This is a genomic window from Corynebacterium gottingense, assembly GCF_003693265.1.
GTDB classification, from domain to species: domain Bacteria; phylum Actinomycetota; class Actinomycetes; order Mycobacteriales; family Mycobacteriaceae; genus Corynebacterium; species Corynebacterium gottingense.
In genome coordinates, this window is the sequence record NZ_RDRE01000009.1 from 1 (window position 1) to 16,664 (window position 16,664).

At 64.0% G+C, this 16,664-nt stretch carries 14 protein-coding genes; 3 read left to right on the forward strand and 11 right to left on the reverse strand.

What is annotated here, in order from left to right:
* The 3 genes from EAW56_RS06945 to EAW56_RS06955 form a co-directional block, all read right to left on the reverse strand.
* Positions 1-2,573 (reverse strand): hypothetical protein (locus EAW56_RS06945; protein WP_425267107.1); only part of this gene is annotated, 2,573 nt, incomplete at its 3' end.
* 655 nt (positions 2,574-3,228) lie between these two features.
* Positions 3,229-4,308 (reverse strand): ATP-grasp domain-containing protein, encoded by a 1,080-nt coding sequence (locus tag EAW56_RS06950; RefSeq protein WP_095275644.1) that lies wholly within the window; start codon positions 4,306-4,308, stop codon positions 3,229-3,231.
* 65 nt (positions 4,309-4,373) lie between these two features.
* Positions 4,374-5,663: an adenylosuccinate synthase gene (locus EAW56_RS06955; protein ID WP_095537527.1), complete on the reverse strand. Its 1,290-nt coding sequence runs from the start codon at positions 5,661-5,663 to the stop codon at positions 4,374-4,376.
* 51 nt (positions 5,664-5,714) lie between these two features.
* Here EAW56_RS06955 and EAW56_RS06960 point away from each other — a divergent pair, with 51 nt between their 5' ends.
* The gene (locus EAW56_RS06960) at positions 5,715-6,638 is read left to right on the forward strand and encodes a hypothetical protein (protein ID WP_095554791.1); all 924 of its coding nucleotides are present in this window, start codon (positions 5,715-5,717) and stop codon (positions 6,636-6,638) included.
* Between the two features lie 380 nt (positions 6,639-7,018).
* Positions 7,019-7,897: a PRC and DUF2382 domain-containing protein gene (locus EAW56_RS06965; protein WP_122085849.1), complete on the forward strand. Its 879-nt coding sequence runs from the start codon at positions 7,019-7,021 to the stop codon at positions 7,895-7,897.
* Positions 7,898-7,989: 92 nt separating this feature from the next.
* Here the strand turns inward: EAW56_RS06965 and EAW56_RS06970 are convergent, their stop codons facing one another.
* The 8 genes from EAW56_RS06970 to EAW56_RS07005 all read right to left on the reverse strand — a co-directional run bounded on the left by EAW56_RS06970 (position 7,990) and on the right by EAW56_RS07005 (position 15,486).
* Positions 7,990-9,183 carry an FUSC family protein gene (locus EAW56_RS06970; RefSeq protein ID WP_122085851.1) on the reverse strand — a complete coding sequence of 398 codons (1,194 nt, stop codon included), beginning with the start codon at positions 9,181-9,183 and terminating at the stop codon, positions 7,990-7,992.
* 98 nt (positions 9,184-9,281) lie between these two features.
* On the reverse strand, positions 9,282-10,316 hold the full coding sequence (gene fbaA / locus EAW56_RS06975; protein WP_095536080.1) for a class II fructose-bisphosphate aldolase: 1,035 nt from the start codon (positions 10,314-10,316) through the stop codon (positions 9,282-9,284).
* 53 nt (positions 10,317-10,369) lie between these two features.
* On the reverse strand, positions 10,370-11,560 hold the full coding sequence (locus EAW56_RS06980; RefSeq protein ID WP_240510532.1) for a glycoside hydrolase family 76 protein: 1,191 nt from the start codon (positions 11,558-11,560) through the stop codon (positions 10,370-10,372).
* Positions 11,561-11,664: 104 nt separating this feature from the next.
* Positions 11,665-12,342 (reverse strand): TrmH family RNA methyltransferase, encoded by a 678-nt coding sequence (locus EAW56_RS06985; protein ID WP_122085852.1) that lies wholly within the window; start codon positions 12,340-12,342, stop codon positions 11,665-11,667.
* Positions 12,335-12,868 (reverse strand): orotate phosphoribosyltransferase, encoded by a 534-nt coding sequence (pyrE, locus tag EAW56_RS06990; RefSeq protein ID WP_122085854.1) that lies wholly within the window; start codon positions 12,866-12,868, stop codon positions 12,335-12,337. Before pyrE ends, EAW56_RS06985 begins: the two co-directional genes overlap by 8 nt.
* A complete protein-coding gene (locus EAW56_RS06995; protein WP_208636494.1) occupies positions 12,861-14,123 on the reverse strand; it encodes a type III secretion system chaperone family protein in 1,263 nt (420 codons plus the stop codon). Before EAW56_RS06995 ends, pyrE begins: the two co-directional genes overlap by 8 nt.
* A gap of 58 nt (positions 14,124-14,181) precedes the next feature.
* Positions 14,182-15,024: a sulfurtransferase gene (locus EAW56_RS07000; RefSeq protein ID WP_122085856.1), complete on the reverse strand. Its 843-nt coding sequence runs from the start codon at positions 15,022-15,024 to the stop codon at positions 14,182-14,184.
* Between the two features lie 48 nt (positions 15,025-15,072).
* Positions 15,073-15,486 carry a DUF4265 domain-containing protein gene (locus tag EAW56_RS07005; RefSeq protein WP_095536075.1) on the reverse strand — a complete coding sequence of 138 codons (414 nt, stop codon included), beginning with the start codon at positions 15,484-15,486 and terminating at the stop codon, positions 15,073-15,075.
* Between the two features lie 146 nt (positions 15,487-15,632).
* Between EAW56_RS07005 and adhP the strand changes: the two genes are divergently transcribed.
* Positions 15,633-16,664 carry an alcohol dehydrogenase AdhP gene (gene adhP, locus EAW56_RS07010; protein ID WP_122085858.1) on the forward strand — a complete coding sequence of 344 codons (1,032 nt, stop codon included), beginning with the start codon at positions 15,633-15,635 and terminating at the stop codon, positions 16,662-16,664.

A 16,664-nucleotide genomic window follows, 5' to 3' on the forward strand; every position in this document is an offset into this window, starting at 1 on the left:
TCGTCCTCGTCGGTCGCAGTCACCGTAGTGCCCTCAGGATTATTCACCTTGACACCAGTCGACTGCTCCTCATCAGTCGGCTTCACCTCAGACGGATTCTCGACACCCTCAACCGAAGTCGTCGGCGTCTCATCCTTCGGCTTGGTGATCTTCACATCAATCGGATCACCAACCGGCTTGCCGTCCTTGTCCTTGACAACAACCGTGCCATCCTGCGACGCAGTACCCTCCGGCACCGACACCTTGATCTCACCGGTGTCCGGATCAACCGTGACCGTCGCATCCTTAATCGGGTTACCGTCCTTATCCAGGACATCACCAGTCATGCCATCAGTCGGATCCTTAACCTTGTCATCCAAGGCCTTCTCCGAACCATCAGCCACAACCTCATCGGTCGCAGAACCGTCGGTAATCGACGGCGCAGGCGTCTCATCCTTCGGCTTGGTGATCTTCACATCAATCGGATCACCAACCGGCTTGCCGTCCTTGTCCTTGACAACAACCGTGCCATCCTGCGACGCAGTACCCTCCGGCACCGACACCTTGATCTCACCGGTGTCCGGATCAACCGTGACCGTCGCATCCTTAATCGGGTTACCGTCCTTATCCAGGACATCACCAGTCATGCCATCAGTCGGATCCTTGACCTTGTCATCCAAGGCCTTCTCCGAACCATCAGCCACAACCTCATCGGTCGCAGAACCGTCGGTAATCGACGGAGCAGGCGTCTCAGTCGGAGCATCGGTCGCTTTGAAAGCGCCACCCTTGGTGCGCTCACCATTTGGAGACTCTGCAACGAGGGTGTACTCCGTACCGTCCTCGAGCTTAAGCTTGCCGGATTTGAACTCGCCCTTTTCGATAGCGGCGGCGTCGTCAAGCGACGCAACGGCAATAGCGTCAGCATCCTCATAGTTCAGGTTGCCGTCTTCGTCTTCGCCCAGCTTGCCAGTCGGCACAGCCACAATCTTGACCGGTGCGGCGTCAGCATTCGTGACATCAAGCAGCGGGATGTCCTTGCCCTGAGTGTCCTTATCCTGCTCACGCTTAATGGTGCCCGACAAAGATTCGATCGACGGGAGGACCTGATCCGAAGCCGGCTTCGGAGCAGCAGGCTTGAAGGACTTCGCGTCTACCGGATCGGTGTCATCGGTAAGGACCTCGACATCGTCGCGAATACCATCGCCGTCAGTGTCTACAGCCGACGAGTCGGTACCAAGTTCACGTTCGTAGTCGTTAGTGAGCCCATCCCCATCGGAATCCGCAATGTTGAGGAAGTCGGACTTGAGCGTGCTCCTCAGCAGCGTCGGCTTAGCACCGCCATCTTGCTTTTCGTCGTTCGGCAGGGCCTTAGGCCACTTGTCCGTAAAGTCAACCGAGATCCAGGAGGTGGTGTCGATGCGCTTGCCGTACGGGGAATTGGCGAGGTTTTCAGCCCCCTCCTCAAGCTGGTACTCGATGGTAAAGCTGCCGGTGGCGTTAGCTGGGATTCCCACGATGCTGTCCATATTGACCCACACTTGGTCCTTGGTCTTTGGGTCAATGTCGGTCCCGTGTGGGACGTAGGACAGTTCGGGGCGAGTTGCGGTAGTAGCGAACCCTGTCTCCTTGTCGAAGTCCATCTTCCACTTCTTCGCACCCTTAACTGGATTGCCTTCCATATCAGACTTGTACACCGTGACGTCGGTGATGTGCTTCGCTACATCAGGGCTGATGTACTCGTTAAGAATCCAGTTCCAGTAGCTGTTGCCACCAAAGTTCCTAATTGCCATCGTGGCGGTGGTAGTGGATTTGATGGAGCCCTTCTCTTGGTCATACTTCAGCTGCTTGGAGATACCGTCTTGGTACACATTCTTGCCGGTGCCCTCGAAGGTGTTTGAAGGAACCCCGTCTACTTGTGCAAGCTGATTCTTGCCAACGATGTTGACATGCTGAACAGAGTTATTGAAGATTCGACCATCCTTGCGAACCCAGTAGTAGTCAACCTGCGAACCCTCTGCCGGAAGGCCAAGATCCTCAATCTTCTTGCCATTCTTCAAGAAGATCTGAATATAGGACGCATACGGGGCACCAGATGCGCCAGGAAAGTTCCTAGTATTTTCGAACTTCAGTCCCCATTCAGAACCCTTTGGGTCACGCTTGGTAAATGAACCCTGTGCGTCACCCTCAGTACCAACCAACTCGATGCGAGCGATCTGGGAGTAGAGGGCCTCATCACGGAATCGGATGTACTGGCCGTTCGCATCCGTATCCCCCTTCGGGGTCTTACCAGTATTCCAAATCGCCTTCCTTAGATGCGGAACCTTGAAGACGTACTGCGGGTTGTTTTGCTGTGCATCGGTAAACTCGGGCACAAGACCGGCATAGAGAAGGCCGTCCTCCTCACCGTTGTCATTGATTCGCCCGGAAGCCGCCGGAATGTAGTTACCGTCGGCGTCGGTAATTTCAGCCGCTTGCGCCATCTGAACGGTAGTCGGTGCAGCGACCGGCTGCGCAAATGGAGCGACAAGCGCAAGCGAAAGCGCTGCTGCCGCAATCGACGTCCCGCGGCGGCGGGCAACATTGTGCTTCTTCATGCTATGAAATCTCCCTTCCACGAAGATGTTCTGAACAACGAGAAAGCCAGAGAGCGCGTAGACCAAACGGCCGCGTCAGCTGACAGCGGAAAACGCCACGCAGACTTTCACACCTGTCAATCTAGTAAAAAACACCCGCGCTAGGTCTAAACGTGCCCCACCGGACGCCCGGACTCTAAGGTACAACTATTTGCACGTTCATTTACCTATAAAGGGGCAACAACCGTCATTGAACTGCACCTTTAAGACGAGGAAGCGGATTTGACAATGGTCCACGAACAAGTTCCTCACGGCCATCACCAAAGTCGAGACCCCACAAAAATTCTCAGCAAGCCACTCAGCAAGCATTGCAACATTGTTCGACTGTGAAAACCCTATCGTTTACGAGAGGGAAAAATATAGTCCGCCTTGACATTCTCCACACCCCCAGCTCAACCTCCATCTTCGCCCACCACGACGGTCCGCCCCAGCCTTCATGGATACACAAATGTAGCGAACATATTTTTTCTGCACGAACGTTCAACTTGCGGAAACTGGTCGAACTTAAATGTTGCCAATAATTGTCGATTCAGCCGCTGGTGATACCCCCTAGGGGGGGAGCAACGAGAGAATCGAGTGCCACTGTTTCTCGCGCAACACTCCGAAAAGGCGCGAGTTACCGCTCCGCTTCTAACTGCTTCGCCGCCTCTGCGGCGCGCGCTTGGGCCTCGTCGATTGTGTCCGCGGTGGCCAGCACCATCACGGTGTCTTCGTGAACCTCGACCGTCACCTCGTCGACGGCCATTGCTTGCGCGATCTGTGCGGTGGAGGGGTTCACGCCGTGGAGGAAGGCGGCGGCGCCGGGGGAGGTTAAGGTGGCGTCGATAGGCAATCCTGCGGTGGCGCGCGCGTGCAGATCGAACTGGTTGACGCGCTGGGTCACGCGCGTGAGCAGGCCGTCCGCGTCAGGGCGGGGCGTGGCCTGGGAGAAGTAGACCTCGTCGCCGTCGACAAAGAGCTCGATGGAGTACACGCCGCGCCCTGCGATCGCACCGCTGATACGCGCTGCAATCGAGCGGGCGTTGTCGGCCGCGGCCTGCGACAGCGCCGCTGGCTGCCAGGTTTCCACGAGCTTGCCGTCTTCGTGGCGGGTGCCAATCGGCTCGCAGAACCAGGTGGCCAACTCCCCCGTCGCCGGGTCGATGGAACGGGCGGTGAGAATGGTGACCTCGTAATCAAAGTCAATGTACTGCTCCACCGCCACCGGCTCGGAGGCGCCCTCGGAACCGCAGGCCGTCTGCGCCTTGGCAAACGCCCCGCGCAGCTCGGAGGCCTCGCGCACCACGGACTGGCCCTCGCCGGCGGTGGAACGGCCCGGCTTGACCACCAGCGGGTAGCCCACCTGCTCCGCGCACGCCTCGAGCTCTTCCACGGTGTCGACGAACTTGTACGCCATCGTCGGCAAGCCAAGCTCCTCGGCCGCGGTGCGGCGCACGCCCTCGCGGTTGCGGGTCATGCGGCAGGCCTCCACCGTCGGGAAAAGCTCGCAGCCCGAGGTATCCACCAGCTCACGCAGCTTGGTCAGGTCCGTGCCCTCCCCCGCCACGGTGATGCCCGGGGTCATCGCACCCGGCGCGCCCTGCTCAAACGTGCCCACCTGCACTTCGTAGCCTAAACGGCGGAAAGAGGTTGCAAGCTCCTCCTCTACCGCAGACGTGCCAAGGATGAGCACCTTCGAGCGCTTCGCCGTATTCATAGGCGCCTACTTTATGTCCCGGCACTGCCCTGGGCAAACAGGCGCGCTGGGGAAACGGTGACGAGTTACCGCTCCATGACGTCGTTACGCACGATCGTCTGGTCGCGGCCCGGACCAACACCGATGTAGCTCATCGGCGCGCCGGACAGCTCCTCGAGGCGCAGCACGTAATCCTTCGCCTTCTGCGGCAGCTCGTCGAACGTGGTGCAGCCGGTGATGTCCTCGTCCCAGGCGGGCATCGTTTCAAAGATCGGCTCCGCGTGGTGGAACTGGGACTGGGTCAGCGGCATCTCGTCGAAGCGCTCACCGTCAACGTCGTAGGCCACGCAGATCGGGATCTCGCCGATGCCGGTGAGCACGTCCAGCTTGGTGAGGAAGAAGTCCGTGAAGCCGTTGACGCGGGCGGCGTAGCGGGCCACCACCGAGTCGTACCAGCCGCAACGGCGCTTGCGCCCCGTGTTCACACCGACCTCACCGCCGACTTCCTGCAGGTAGTCGCCCCACTTGTCAAACAGCTCCGTGGGGAACGGGCCCGCACCCACACGGGTGGTGTACGCCTTCACAATGCCCAGCGACGCCGTGATCTTGGTCGGGCCGATGCCCGCACCCACACACGCGCCGCCGGCAGTGGGGTTGGAGGAGGTGACGAACGGGTAGGTGCCGTGGTCCACATCCAGCATGGTGGCCTGGCCGCCCTCCATGAGCACGTGCTTGCCCTCGTCCAGTGCCTTGTTCAGGGTGTACTCGGCGTCAATCACCATCGGCTTAAGGCGCTCGGCGTAGGACATGAAGTACTCAAAGATCTCGTCCGCCTCGATGGCCTTGCGGTTATACATCTTCACCAGCATCTGGTTTTTCACATCCAGCGCGGACTCGATCTTCTGGCGCAGGATGGACTCGTCAAAAATGTCCTGCACGCGAAGTCCCACGCGCGCGACCTTGTCGGCGTAGGTGGGGCCGATGCCGCGGCCAGTGGTGCCGATGGCACGCTTGCCCAAGAAGCGCTCCTGCACGCGGTCCAGCGTCTGGTGGTACGGCGCAACCATGTGGGCGTTGCCGGAAATGCGCAGGCGCGAGGCGTTCGCGCCCCGGGCTTCAAGCCCGTCGATCTCCTCAAACAGCGCCTGGAGGTTGACCACCACGCCGTTGCCAAGGATCGGGGTGGCGTTCTCGCTGAGCACGCCGGCGGGCAGCAGTTTCAGCTCGTACTTCTCGCCGCCAACGACGACGGTGTGTCCGGCGTTATTGCCGCCGTTCGGCTTGACCACGTAGTCAACCTTGCCGCCGAGAATGTCGGTGGCCTTCCCCTTGCCCTCGTCGCCCCACTGGGCGCCCACAATGACGATGGCGGACATGCTCACTCCTTATATCAGGCAGTAATCCGCGCTTATTGTAGCGTGAGCCTTATGCGTCTTATTCATTGCGCGTGCGCTACCGATTCCTCCATCCCGGGTGCCGAGCACCACCAACTCCCCGCCGTACCGACGCGCAAGGACCTGCGCTTCCTCGACGCCGCGGCGAAGGAGTGCCTGCCGGAAGACCCCACTCCGTCGCTCGCGGAGATCCAGGCCTCCCCCAACGTCGCGCACCTTGGCCAGCCGGCGCCTGCGCCGCAGCAGCCCGACGAGCGCTTGCGCATCGTCGTCTCCGGCACCGACAAGGCGCTCGCCGCCGTCCTCACCCGGATGATGCGTGGCGACTACCTGTGGGCGGAGATCGCTTACCTCCCCGTCGATCCCTCCTCGCCCGCAGCGGTGGCGTGGGGATTGAGCGGGCTCGACCGCGACGCTCTCATCTCCCTTGCCACCTCTGGGCCAGTCGTGCCGTCGCCGTGCGTGCGCACCGACACCGGCGAAGTGGTCGCGGGGGCAGCCGCGATCTACCACGACGACGGCGCAAGCGAGTACGTCGGCGAGATCGTCGTCGACTCGGAGCGGCTCCTCTACCGCAGCGGCTCCGAGCCCTCCGCGCGCTTCCACGGGCAGTTTGGCGCGCGCTTGGTACCTACCCCCGGCGCCCCGGGAATTGCGTCCTCCGCCCTGACAACTCCGCTGGTGCCCACCGGGCCTGTCTCCAGGCGCTCACCGGCGCAACTAGAGCGGTTGCACCGCCTCCCCCTCCTCCGCGGACTCACCCGCAACGCGGGCGTTGCGCCCGGTCAGACGGATTCCTCGCGCGTCCTCACCGGCCGCGCGCTGCAGTCCGGTGGCGACGCCATCACCGTCGAGCTCGACGGGGTGGTACGCCCCCGAACGGTGGAGCGGGTGACCTTTTATCGGCACCTCCGCGACATCCAGAGCGTCAAAATGGGGGCAGATTCTGGGATGTGACACATCTCACATAGGCGATTTCTTTACGCCCATACTGAGGTGGCCGTTATCACTTCGAGACGTTTACCCAGCGCGCACACAGCACCTCAAGTCATCCAAACGTCACGTTCTTGCAGGTCACCGCTAGCGGACGGGGGATTGTACCGGCGGTCCACGAATCCGTCATTAGTTCATTTTTTCGATATGCCTCAATCGGGCCGGACTAAGACGGCCGTTCAAGCGAGAATCTCAAATCCGCCCTACATTCGTTCTTGTTCGCAACGCAGCGAAGCGCGAGCCAGTGCTCGCAGGCTTCGTCGCTAAGCGAGACAGTCCACACAATGGGCTGAGTTAGATAGACCCCTGAACGAACTCGAAACACGAAGGAGCTTTTCAGCACCATGGCTAACACCAACCGCATCGAAGATCTGGCAAACGCCACCGCATACGACGTTGACGGCGACAAGATCGGCGGCGTCAAGGACGTCTACGTCAACGACACCTCCGGCCAGCCGGACTTCGTGTCCGTGAACCACGGCCTGTTCGGCGCCGGCACCTCCATCGTTCCGCTGCGCGGCCACACCCTGCGTGACGGCGAGCTGCACCTCGCATTCCCGAAGGGCCGCATCGAGGACGCTCCGGATCTGGACGAGAACGGCCACCTCACCACCGAGGACCAGGATGCGTTCTACCGCCACTACGGCCTGACCGACACCAAGGACGTCACCACCTACGACACCGGCCGCCACGCTGCTGCTGGCACCGGCGCCGCTGCTGGTGCTGCAGGCGTCGCAGGCGCCGGCGCTGCCGCTGGTGAGCGCGAGGTGACCACCGACGAGACCGCTCGCGCAAACGCTGCTGCCGGCACCCGCGAGAACGTCGCTGACACCGACAAGGACGCGATCATCCGCTCCGAGGAGCAGCTGAACGTGCAGAAGGACCGCGTTGAGTCCGGCCAGGTTCGCCTGCGCAAGTACGTCGTGAACGAGACCGAGACCGTCGAGGTCCCGGTTGAGCGTGAAGAGGTTCGCGTTGTCCGCGAGCCGATCACCGACGCTGACCGCGCCAACTACGACGGCAAGATCGGCGAGCAGGAAGCTTCCGTCACCCTGCACGAGGAGCGCGTCAACGTCTCCAAGGAGTCCGTCCCGGTGGAGAAGGTTGCCCTGGAGAAGGACACCGTTCAGGACACCGAGCGCGTCTCCGAGGAGCTGCGCAAGGAGCGCTTCGACACCGACGGTGTCGAGGGCGTCGTCGACGGCAAGAACACCAAGAAGTAAGCCCCTCCGCCGGTAGGTAACCGGCACACCCTTTCACGAGAGCCCGGTGGGTACCACTTCCCACCGGGCTCTCGCACGTCTTCGGGTGGACGCTATTCGTCGTAAAGCTCAGGCGGATACTTGGGCGAGGAGGACGTCGGCGCGAGCACCGATGCCGCGGACTCGTGGGACATGCCGCTGACTTCGAGCAGATCGACGATGAGCGAGCGCGTCTGCGCCAGGATGGCGTACGCCGAGAGCACGGCATCCTCCGGCACCGCGTCCATCGACGCGCGCTGGCCCGCCACGCGCAGCTCGTTGACGATGCGGGGGATGGCAATCGCCTGCGCGCGGCGCGAATCAACCCCGTAGACCTCGGAGAACTCCATGCAGATGTGCGAGAGCGTATCGATGAGCTCCACCTGCTGCTCCGTCACCGCATCCCCGTCCTCGCACAGCACGTGCGCGCGGCGCGCCAGCACGCGAGTCGTGCGGACCGCGTTATCCACCGGCGGGATGACCAGCGAGAGCGAATTGATGTAACGGCGCACGCTCCACAGGAACGGGGAAATGCGGATCGACTCCTTGCCGGACTTCACCGCCGACGCCATCTGGTCAATATCCGTCTGCGAGCTACGGATGGCCTCGAAGGCTTCGTCGATGATCTCGGGATCGCGCTCGCGCAGCCCGTTCGCAACGTCGTTAAGCACCGAGCACAAAATGCCCATCACCTTCGAGATCTCCGACCTCGCGCTCTGCATCGGCGCCTGAGGAAGCAGCGCGAGCGTCACCATCGAGACCACGACGCCGACGATCGCGTCGAGCGTCCTATCAATGCCGGTGACCTCCGCGCCCGGCGGCATGATCGTGGCAATGAGGACCGAACCGATCGCGACCTGGTTAATTGCCAGCTGCGACTTGGTAAAAAACGACGCGATCGCGAGCGATCCGGAGACGATCAGCGCGATCTGCCAACCGCCCTCGCCCAGCCGGTAGAAAAGAAGGTCCCCCACCAGCACACCAATCGTGCCGCCGATAGCCAGGTCCCATGCCTTGGAGAGGCGCTCTCCGCCCGTCATGCCGATCATGATGATCACGGAAATCGGGGCGAAGAACGGGCGCTGGTGGCCGAGCAGATCCTTGGCAATCCAGTACGCGAGGCCCGACGCGATGCCGATCTGCAGGATGGGCAGTAGGCGCTTCCGCACGCGCAGCAGGCGCGACTGCACCGACTGATCGACCTGTTTCAGCCGTTCTTTCGTAGTCAGCCGGTGCTTCGCGCTTCCGGCGTCCTTCTGTTCCTCCATGGTGCCTACATTAGCCACCGGGCGGGCGCGCGCACGAGAAAGCGCCGCCCCACCGCGACGAATCAGCGGGGGACGGCGCTACTGGTCTGCGAAAGCCCTTACTTGGACACGGTGTGACCCACGGAGCGCAGGTCCTGGCAAGCCTCGATGACACGCTGGGTCATCGCAGCCTCTGCCTTCTTCATGTAGGAGCGCGGGTCGTAGACCTTCTTGTTACCCACCTCGCCGTCGATCTTCAGGACGCCGTCGTAGTTCTCAAACATGTGCGACGCGACCGGGCGGGTGAACGCGTACTGGGTGTCGGTGTCAACGTTCATCTTCACAACGCCGTAGCCCAGCGCCTGCTCGATCTTCTCCTTCTCGGAGCCGGAGCCACCGTGGAAGACGAAGTCGAACGGCTTGGAGCCAGCGTCCTGGCCCAGCTTCTTCGCGGCAACCTTCTGGCCCTCGTCCAGGACCTCGGGGCGCAGCTCGACGTTGCCCGGCTTGTACACGCCGTGGACGTTGCCAAAGGTAGCGGCCAGCAGGTAGCGGCCCTTCTCGCCGGTGCCCAGGGCGTCGATGGTCTTCTCAAAGTCCTCCGGGGAGGTGTAGAGGTTTGCGCCGTGCTTTGCCTGCACGCCGTCCTCCTCGCCGCCGACGACGCCGATCTCCACCTCGAGGATGATGTTGGCGTTATGTGCCTTCTCCAGCAACTCCTGCGCGATCTCCAGGTTCTCATCGATCGGGATAGCGGAGCCGTCCCACATGTGGGACTGGAACAGCGGCAGCTCGCCGCGGTCGACGCGCTCCTGCGAGATGGCAATCAGCGGACGGACGTACTCGTCCAGCACTTCCTTCTGGCAGTGGTCGGTGTGCAGCGCGATGTTCACGTCGTAGTGCTTCGCAATCTCGTGTGCGAATGCTGCCAGCGCCTGCGCACCCGCGACCTTGTTCTTCACGCCCAGACCGGAGCCGAACTCAGCACCGCCGGTGGAGAACTGGATGATGCCGTCGGACTCAGCCTCGGCAAAACCCTTGATGGCTGCGTTGATGGTCTCGGAGGAGGTGCAGTTGATGGCCGGGAATGCGTACCCGCCCTTCTTGGCACCGTCCAGCATCTGGTTGTAGATCTCGGGGGTTGCGATTGGCATGGGGAATGTCCTCCCTTGTTGCTCTTGGTAGTACGTAGCCCAGTATGCACCTTTTACAGTCCGGTTGCACGAGAAATTCTCGCGGCCGCCTCGAGCAGCATCCATCCCGACAGTTGCACGGAGAGATCGCGTTCGTCGATACGCACTAAGCCCACGGCCTCGCTTATCGACGCCGGCCCAAACCCATAGTTATGCGGCAGCAGCGCATCCTCTGTCCACTCCGCGGCGAACACGGGCAGGCCATCGACTTCCAGCCGGTGCTGCCACAGCGATTCCGCCGAAGCGCGGACCAGCCGCGCGGCGATCTTCCTCGTCGCAATGTTCTCCCGGCTGTCCCGCGGCAGGCGCACCGCCACCTCCGCCAGGTAGCGGGCGAGGATCCCCTTGAACAGGCCGCCGTCGCCGTCGCCCGACTCATACTTCGGGCTGATGATCACGCCCTGCGGGGTGGCCAGGTGCAGGGCGATGGCCTGCACGATCGCGCGGATGTGCGTGATGTAGAACACGGAGGCGTCGGCGCGCTCCGAGTTGGCAAAGGAGTCGATCGGTTCGTCGTGGTCCAGCCCCGCATCGTCGCGAAGCGCAAGGGCGACCTCGAGGCTGGCACCGAGCACCGTGCCCTGGTTGTAGGTGTAGATTTTCTCCACGACCTCGGGGCCGTGCATGCGCATACGGATCCCGTCCTCAAGCAGGCCGTTCTCGCGCACCAGGTTGTCAAAGATCCAGTCCAGGATCTCCCGCGACTTGTCCAGCCGGCCGGTGCGCGCGAACAGGATCGCTGCCGGGCCGTTGGACGGCACGTTGTAGAAGGTTTCGGCGCGGCGCCACGGCAGGACACCCGTGACGGGGTCGATGCCCTCGAGCAGGTCGAACTCGAGCTTGTCCAGCGCCTTCGACCGGTGAATGCCGTCGAGCTGGAGCGCGCGGTTCCAAGCGAGGGCCAGCCAGGCCTTGTCGTCGTAGTACTTGTTGGCGGTGAGCCGCCACACCGAGCGCACGCTCATCGCGCGCAGCGTGTCCTGCAGGCGGTGGCGGCGCTCCAGCGACGGCTGGCGCAGCGCCGCATCAACCTGGCAGTCGATGTAGTGTGCCTGCCACCAGAAGTGCCAGTGCCAGTACAGGCGGTCCTTCACTCCCGGCGGCCAGGTCACGACGGCGAGGTTGGTGCCGGGCATGCCCCACAGCTTCTGCGAGTGGCGCCTGTGAATGGCCTGCTCCGCCAGGTCGGCCCGATGCGGCCACACTGACCCGGATTCTGACACCTACTGCTCCCATCACACGCGACTAGCTCGTACTCCCTATATATTGCCAGAGCCCCCAGAAGCGTTTCAGTAGAATCGGAGAATACCTACCACGCCTGGCTCAGGTCCGCGTGCTGGCGCACCCACGCGTGCATCGCGATGCCCGCGGCGACGCCCGCGTTGATGGAGCGCGTCGAACCAAACTGCGCAATCGAACAGGTCATGCTGGCCGCGTGCGCCGTCTCCTCCGTTATGCCGGGGCCTTCCTGCCCGAAGACCAGAACGCAGCGCTCGGGCAGCTCCGCCGTCTCCAGCGGGACGCATCCGGGGGTGTTGTCGATGGCCACGACCGGGATGTCCTCCGCACGCGCCCACGCGGCAAAGTCCTCCACCGTCGCGTGGTGGTGGATGTGCTGGTAGCGGTCCGTCACCATCGCGCCGCGGCGGTTCCAGCGCTTGCGGCCAATGATGTGCACCTCCTTGGCCAGGAAGGCGTTCGCGGTGCGCACCACGGTGCCGATGTTCATGTCGTTTTCGAAGTTCTCGATCGCCACGTGAAACGGGTGCCGCTTGCGGTCGAGGTCCGCGACGATCGCCTCCATGGACCAGTAGCGGTAGGCGTCGACCACGTTGCGGCGGTCACCATTGGCCAGGAACTCTGGGTCCAGGTGGGCGTTCTCAGGCACGGGCCCCTCCCACGGCCCGACGCCGTGGCGGCCCTCATTCCACTCGGTGGGCCCCTTCGCGGGCCCCTTCGCGGGCTCCGTGTCTGCGGGCTCAGGCAAGGCCGAGGTCCTCGAGGCCGAGGAGGAAGCGGTACTCCAGGCCGGCGTCCTTGAGCACGGCGTCCGCGCCCGTCGCGCGGTCCACCACGGTGGCGACAGCGACGACCTCGGCGCCCTCCTCGCGGCAGGCCTGCACCGCGGTGAGCGGGGAATTGCCGGTGGTGGTCGTGTCCTCGACCACAAGCACCTTCTTGCCCACGATGCTCGGGCCCTCGATGCGGCGCTGCATACCGTGCTTCTTCGCCTCCTTGCGCACCACGAAGGCGTCGATGTCGCGCCCGTCCGCGTGCATGATGGCGGTGGCGACCGGGTCCGCGCCCAGGGTGAGGCCACCGACGGCGTCGAACTCCAGGTCCTTGGTCAGCTCGCGCAGCTGCGCGCCGATGAGGTGGGACGCCTCGTGGTGCAGGGTCGCGCGGCGCAGGTCCACGTAGTAGTCGGCCTCCTTGCCGGAGGACAGCGTCACTTTGCCGTGGACGACGGCCAGTTCCTTGACCAGTTCTGCCAGCCTTGCTTTGTCACTCATCAGTGTTCCTTTCCATGTGCTGTTCAGGGTCTGTGTCCGGCCTGGTGCTCGGGCGCGAGTCGTCGAAGATGGACGGCGGCCGCTGCTCGCGACGCACCCGAGTCAGGTCCGCCGGCGCGTCGGCGTCGGCGGGGTGGCCGTCGGCGATGGGCGCGACCTCATCGCCGCCCAGGTCGCTGTAGTCAATGTCGCCGCGGCGCGCCCCGGTGATGCGGGTGGGCATCTCCAGCGGCTCGTCCGGCCGCTGCACGGTCTCCGCGCTTGGCGACGCCTCCTCCACCAGCGCCGGAGCGGGAGCCGGCATCTCGCGGGTGGGGTAGCCGAAGCTGAGGGGTTCGGCGGATTCGGGCGGGAGGGTGCGGGCGGCGTCGGCAAGCAGCGCGAGCGGAGCGAGCGTTTCGTCCCACTCGTCGGCCGCGGAGGCGCGATCCATCTCCGCGAGCACCCAATCCGACTCGAACCAGGCGGCGGTGACGCTCTGCGGCAGCTTGGACAGCGCCGTGCGCACGCGGACGTCCATGAACCGCTCGACCGGGCCCGCGTGGGTGCCCAGCACCGTAAAGCCCTCGGCGTGCGTCACTTCCACCAGGTCAGCGGAGGAATCCGCGTGGAAGCCCTCGCGGCGCATATCCACTACGACGTCGCTGACGCGACCGGTGTCCATCGCGATAACGGTCACGCCGCCCAGGTCCATGACGTGCACGGTGTGGCCGTAGATCGCACCTGAGGCGATGTCCTTGGGCACCGCACCTGCCGACGCCGCACCACGCTGCCACTCCCCCACCAGCTCGTCGGAGTGCTTGGCAAAGTCGAAGCCGTGCCCCTCGGCCCACGCGCGGCGCTCGCGCCTCGACGCCCCGGGGAACTGCAGGCCAGACTTCCGGTGCGCCCGGCGCGCGGGCTGCGGTGCGGGTTCTGGTTCAGGCGCTGGTTCTGGTTCTGGTTCGGGCTCGGGCTCCGGTTCTGGTGCCGGCGCGGGTTCTGGCTCTGGTGCTGGCTCGGGCTCCGGCGCGGGCTCGGGTTCCTCGCGCGATTCTTCCTCGTGGAGCGGAACCCAGCGCTCCGAGGCGGGCTCGGCCGGCTCCGCTGGCTCGGCCGGTTCAGCGGGTTCCGCCGGTTCGGGGCGCTCGTGCGCGGGAGCGGGGGCGGGTGCTGCGGCGCTTCCGCGATCACTGGAATCGCGGGAGTCAGCGAACATGAGGTAGCCGCCGGCTGCGAGCGCGATCAACGCGAGAACAAAAAGTAAAGGTGCCATCGCGTCACGATATTACTGCGTCGGCCCAACATCCGGGCGGTTGAGGGGACGGCGCGGCCTACAGGTCCGTGGCCACCGGATTGGTCTTGTTAGCGCTCCACTGCGACCAGCCGCCGACGTAGTGGGTGACCACCGGCAGACCTACATGCTCCATCACGGCGAGCAGGAGGGCCGAGTGGTTGCCGGAACCGGAGTAGGCGATGACCTGCGCAGGATCCGTGTTCTGGGTCAGGCCCACCTGCGCGAAACGATCGCGGATCTGGTCCTCCGGCAGCAGCGTCTGCGACTCCTTGTCAAAGAGGTCGTAGACGGGCAGGTTGATGGCACCCGGGATGTGGCCGGCGCGGAGGTCCAGGATCTCCCTGCGGCCGTCGAAGCGGTCGGCCCCGCGGGCGTCGATAAGCATGCCCTCGAAATCGCGGACTTCCTGCATGGAGGCGGTGGGGAGGTTGCCCGGCTGGACTGCCTTACTGCGCTTGACCACGGGGCTGCCCGGGCCGGCGAGCGAGTCGAAACCGTTGCGGTCCCAGGCAGCGAACCCACCGTCGACGATATGGACGTCCTCGACACCCATCCAGCGCAGGATCCACCAGGCGCGGGCCGCGTAGAGGCCAATGCCCTGGTCGTAGATGAAGACGGGGCGGCCGTCCTCGATGCCCCAGCTGTGGATCGCGTGCTCCGCCACTTCCGGCTTGGGCAGTGGGTTGCGGCCGACGCGGCTGCCCGGCATGCCTGCGAGCTGCGCAGCCGGATCGCAGAACTGCGAGGTCGGGATATGCTCGGAGAAGTACTTCGACAGCGCCTTCCCCTCCTGCGGTTCCCACAAAGACGCCAAGATGGTGTACTTCCTGCCGGTCTGAATTCGTTGCCGAAGGTCGTCGGCGGAGACAAATACGCTCATGGGCGCCAGTGTAGCGCCGGGACGCGAGGCACACAGCGCGTAAGCGCGTTAGGCCATGTAGCCCGGCGCTTGTTGGATCGCGCCCTCCGCCTCGAGCCCGTCGAGCCACTCGCGGATCCCCTCGCGCGGGCAGTCCGGGCCGATGCTCGCGGCGAGCATGCCGCCGGGGCCAAGTTCGACGCGGCACCCAAACGCGAGCAGCGTCTCCGCAATCTCGTGCGGCTGCTGGGTCTCGGGCAGGATGCGCATTGTCGACGCCCCACCCCTGACCACCACGGTATCCACATGCCAGTTGCCGCCAACGCGCACGCACTCGACGATGTCGCCGACCGCCAGGGACGTATCCACAAACGGCACACTCGCCACAACGAAGTGGTTCCCACCCAAACTGTGCGCGGCCAACTGCTCGTTTTCCACACCCGGCATGGCAACGCGGGCGAGGATCTTCGTTGGATACTGCATATCTCGGAGCCTACCGCCCGCGTCAAATGCGTGAGTGCGTTTTGGGACGAGCGGGTGCCGGGGACACCTCGTTACCCCCAGCACATATTCAGCCATACAATGGTTCGCGTCACATCCATTCTCCGATCCTGAGGAGGCAGACCTTCATGACAACCGCTACTTCCATGCGCGCCGCCGTGGTCAAGGAATTTGGCCCCAAGTTGCACGTAGAAGACATCGACCTACCCACTCCGGGGCCCTTCCAGGCGCTGGTGAAGCTGCACGCCTCTGGCATCTGTCACACCGACCTGCACGCAGCGGAAGGCGACTGGCCGGTGAAACCCGCGCCGCCGTTCGTCCCCGGCCACGAAGGCGTCGGCGAGGTTGTCGAGCTCGGACCGGGCGAGCACCCCGTCCAAGTCGGTGACATGGTCGGCAACGCTTGGCTCTGGTCTTCGTGCGGGGAGTGCGAATTCTGCCGCACCGGGCGCGAGACCTACTGCGCTAAAGCCGAGTACGGCGGCTACACTGTCGACGGCTCCTTCGGTCAGTACATGCTGGTAGACACCCGCTACGCGCCGCGCATCCCCGACGGCGCAGACCCGGTGGAGGTCGCGCCGATCCTGTGCGCGGGTGTGACCGTCTACAAGGCGCTCAAGGTCACTGAGACCAAGCCCGGCCAGTTCGTGGTGATCTCCGGCATCGGCGGACTCGGCCACGTCGCCGTGCAATACGCCGTCGCGATGGGCATGCGCGTGATCGCCGTCGACATTGCCGACGACAAGCTGGAGCTGGCAAAGAAGCTGGGCGCAGAATTCACGGTCAACGCGAAGGAGCAAGACCCCGCCGAAGCGGTGCAGGCATACACCGAAGGTGGCTCGCACGGCATCGTGGTCACCGCCGTCCACCCGAACGCGTTCGGTCAAGCTATCGGCATGTGCCGCTCCGGCGGCACCATCGTCTTCAACGGCCTGCCGCCGGGGGACTTCCCGGCGCCGATCTTCGACATCGTGCTGCGCGGCATCACGATCCGCGGCTCCCTGGTTGGCACCCGCCAGGATATGGCCGAGGCGCTGGACTTCTACGCGCGCGGCAAGGTGGCGCCGCATGTGACCGCCTGCGAGCTTGACGACGTCAACGATGTCTTCGAGCGCATGCGCCAGGGCAAGATCGACGGGCGCATGGCGATTAAGTACTAG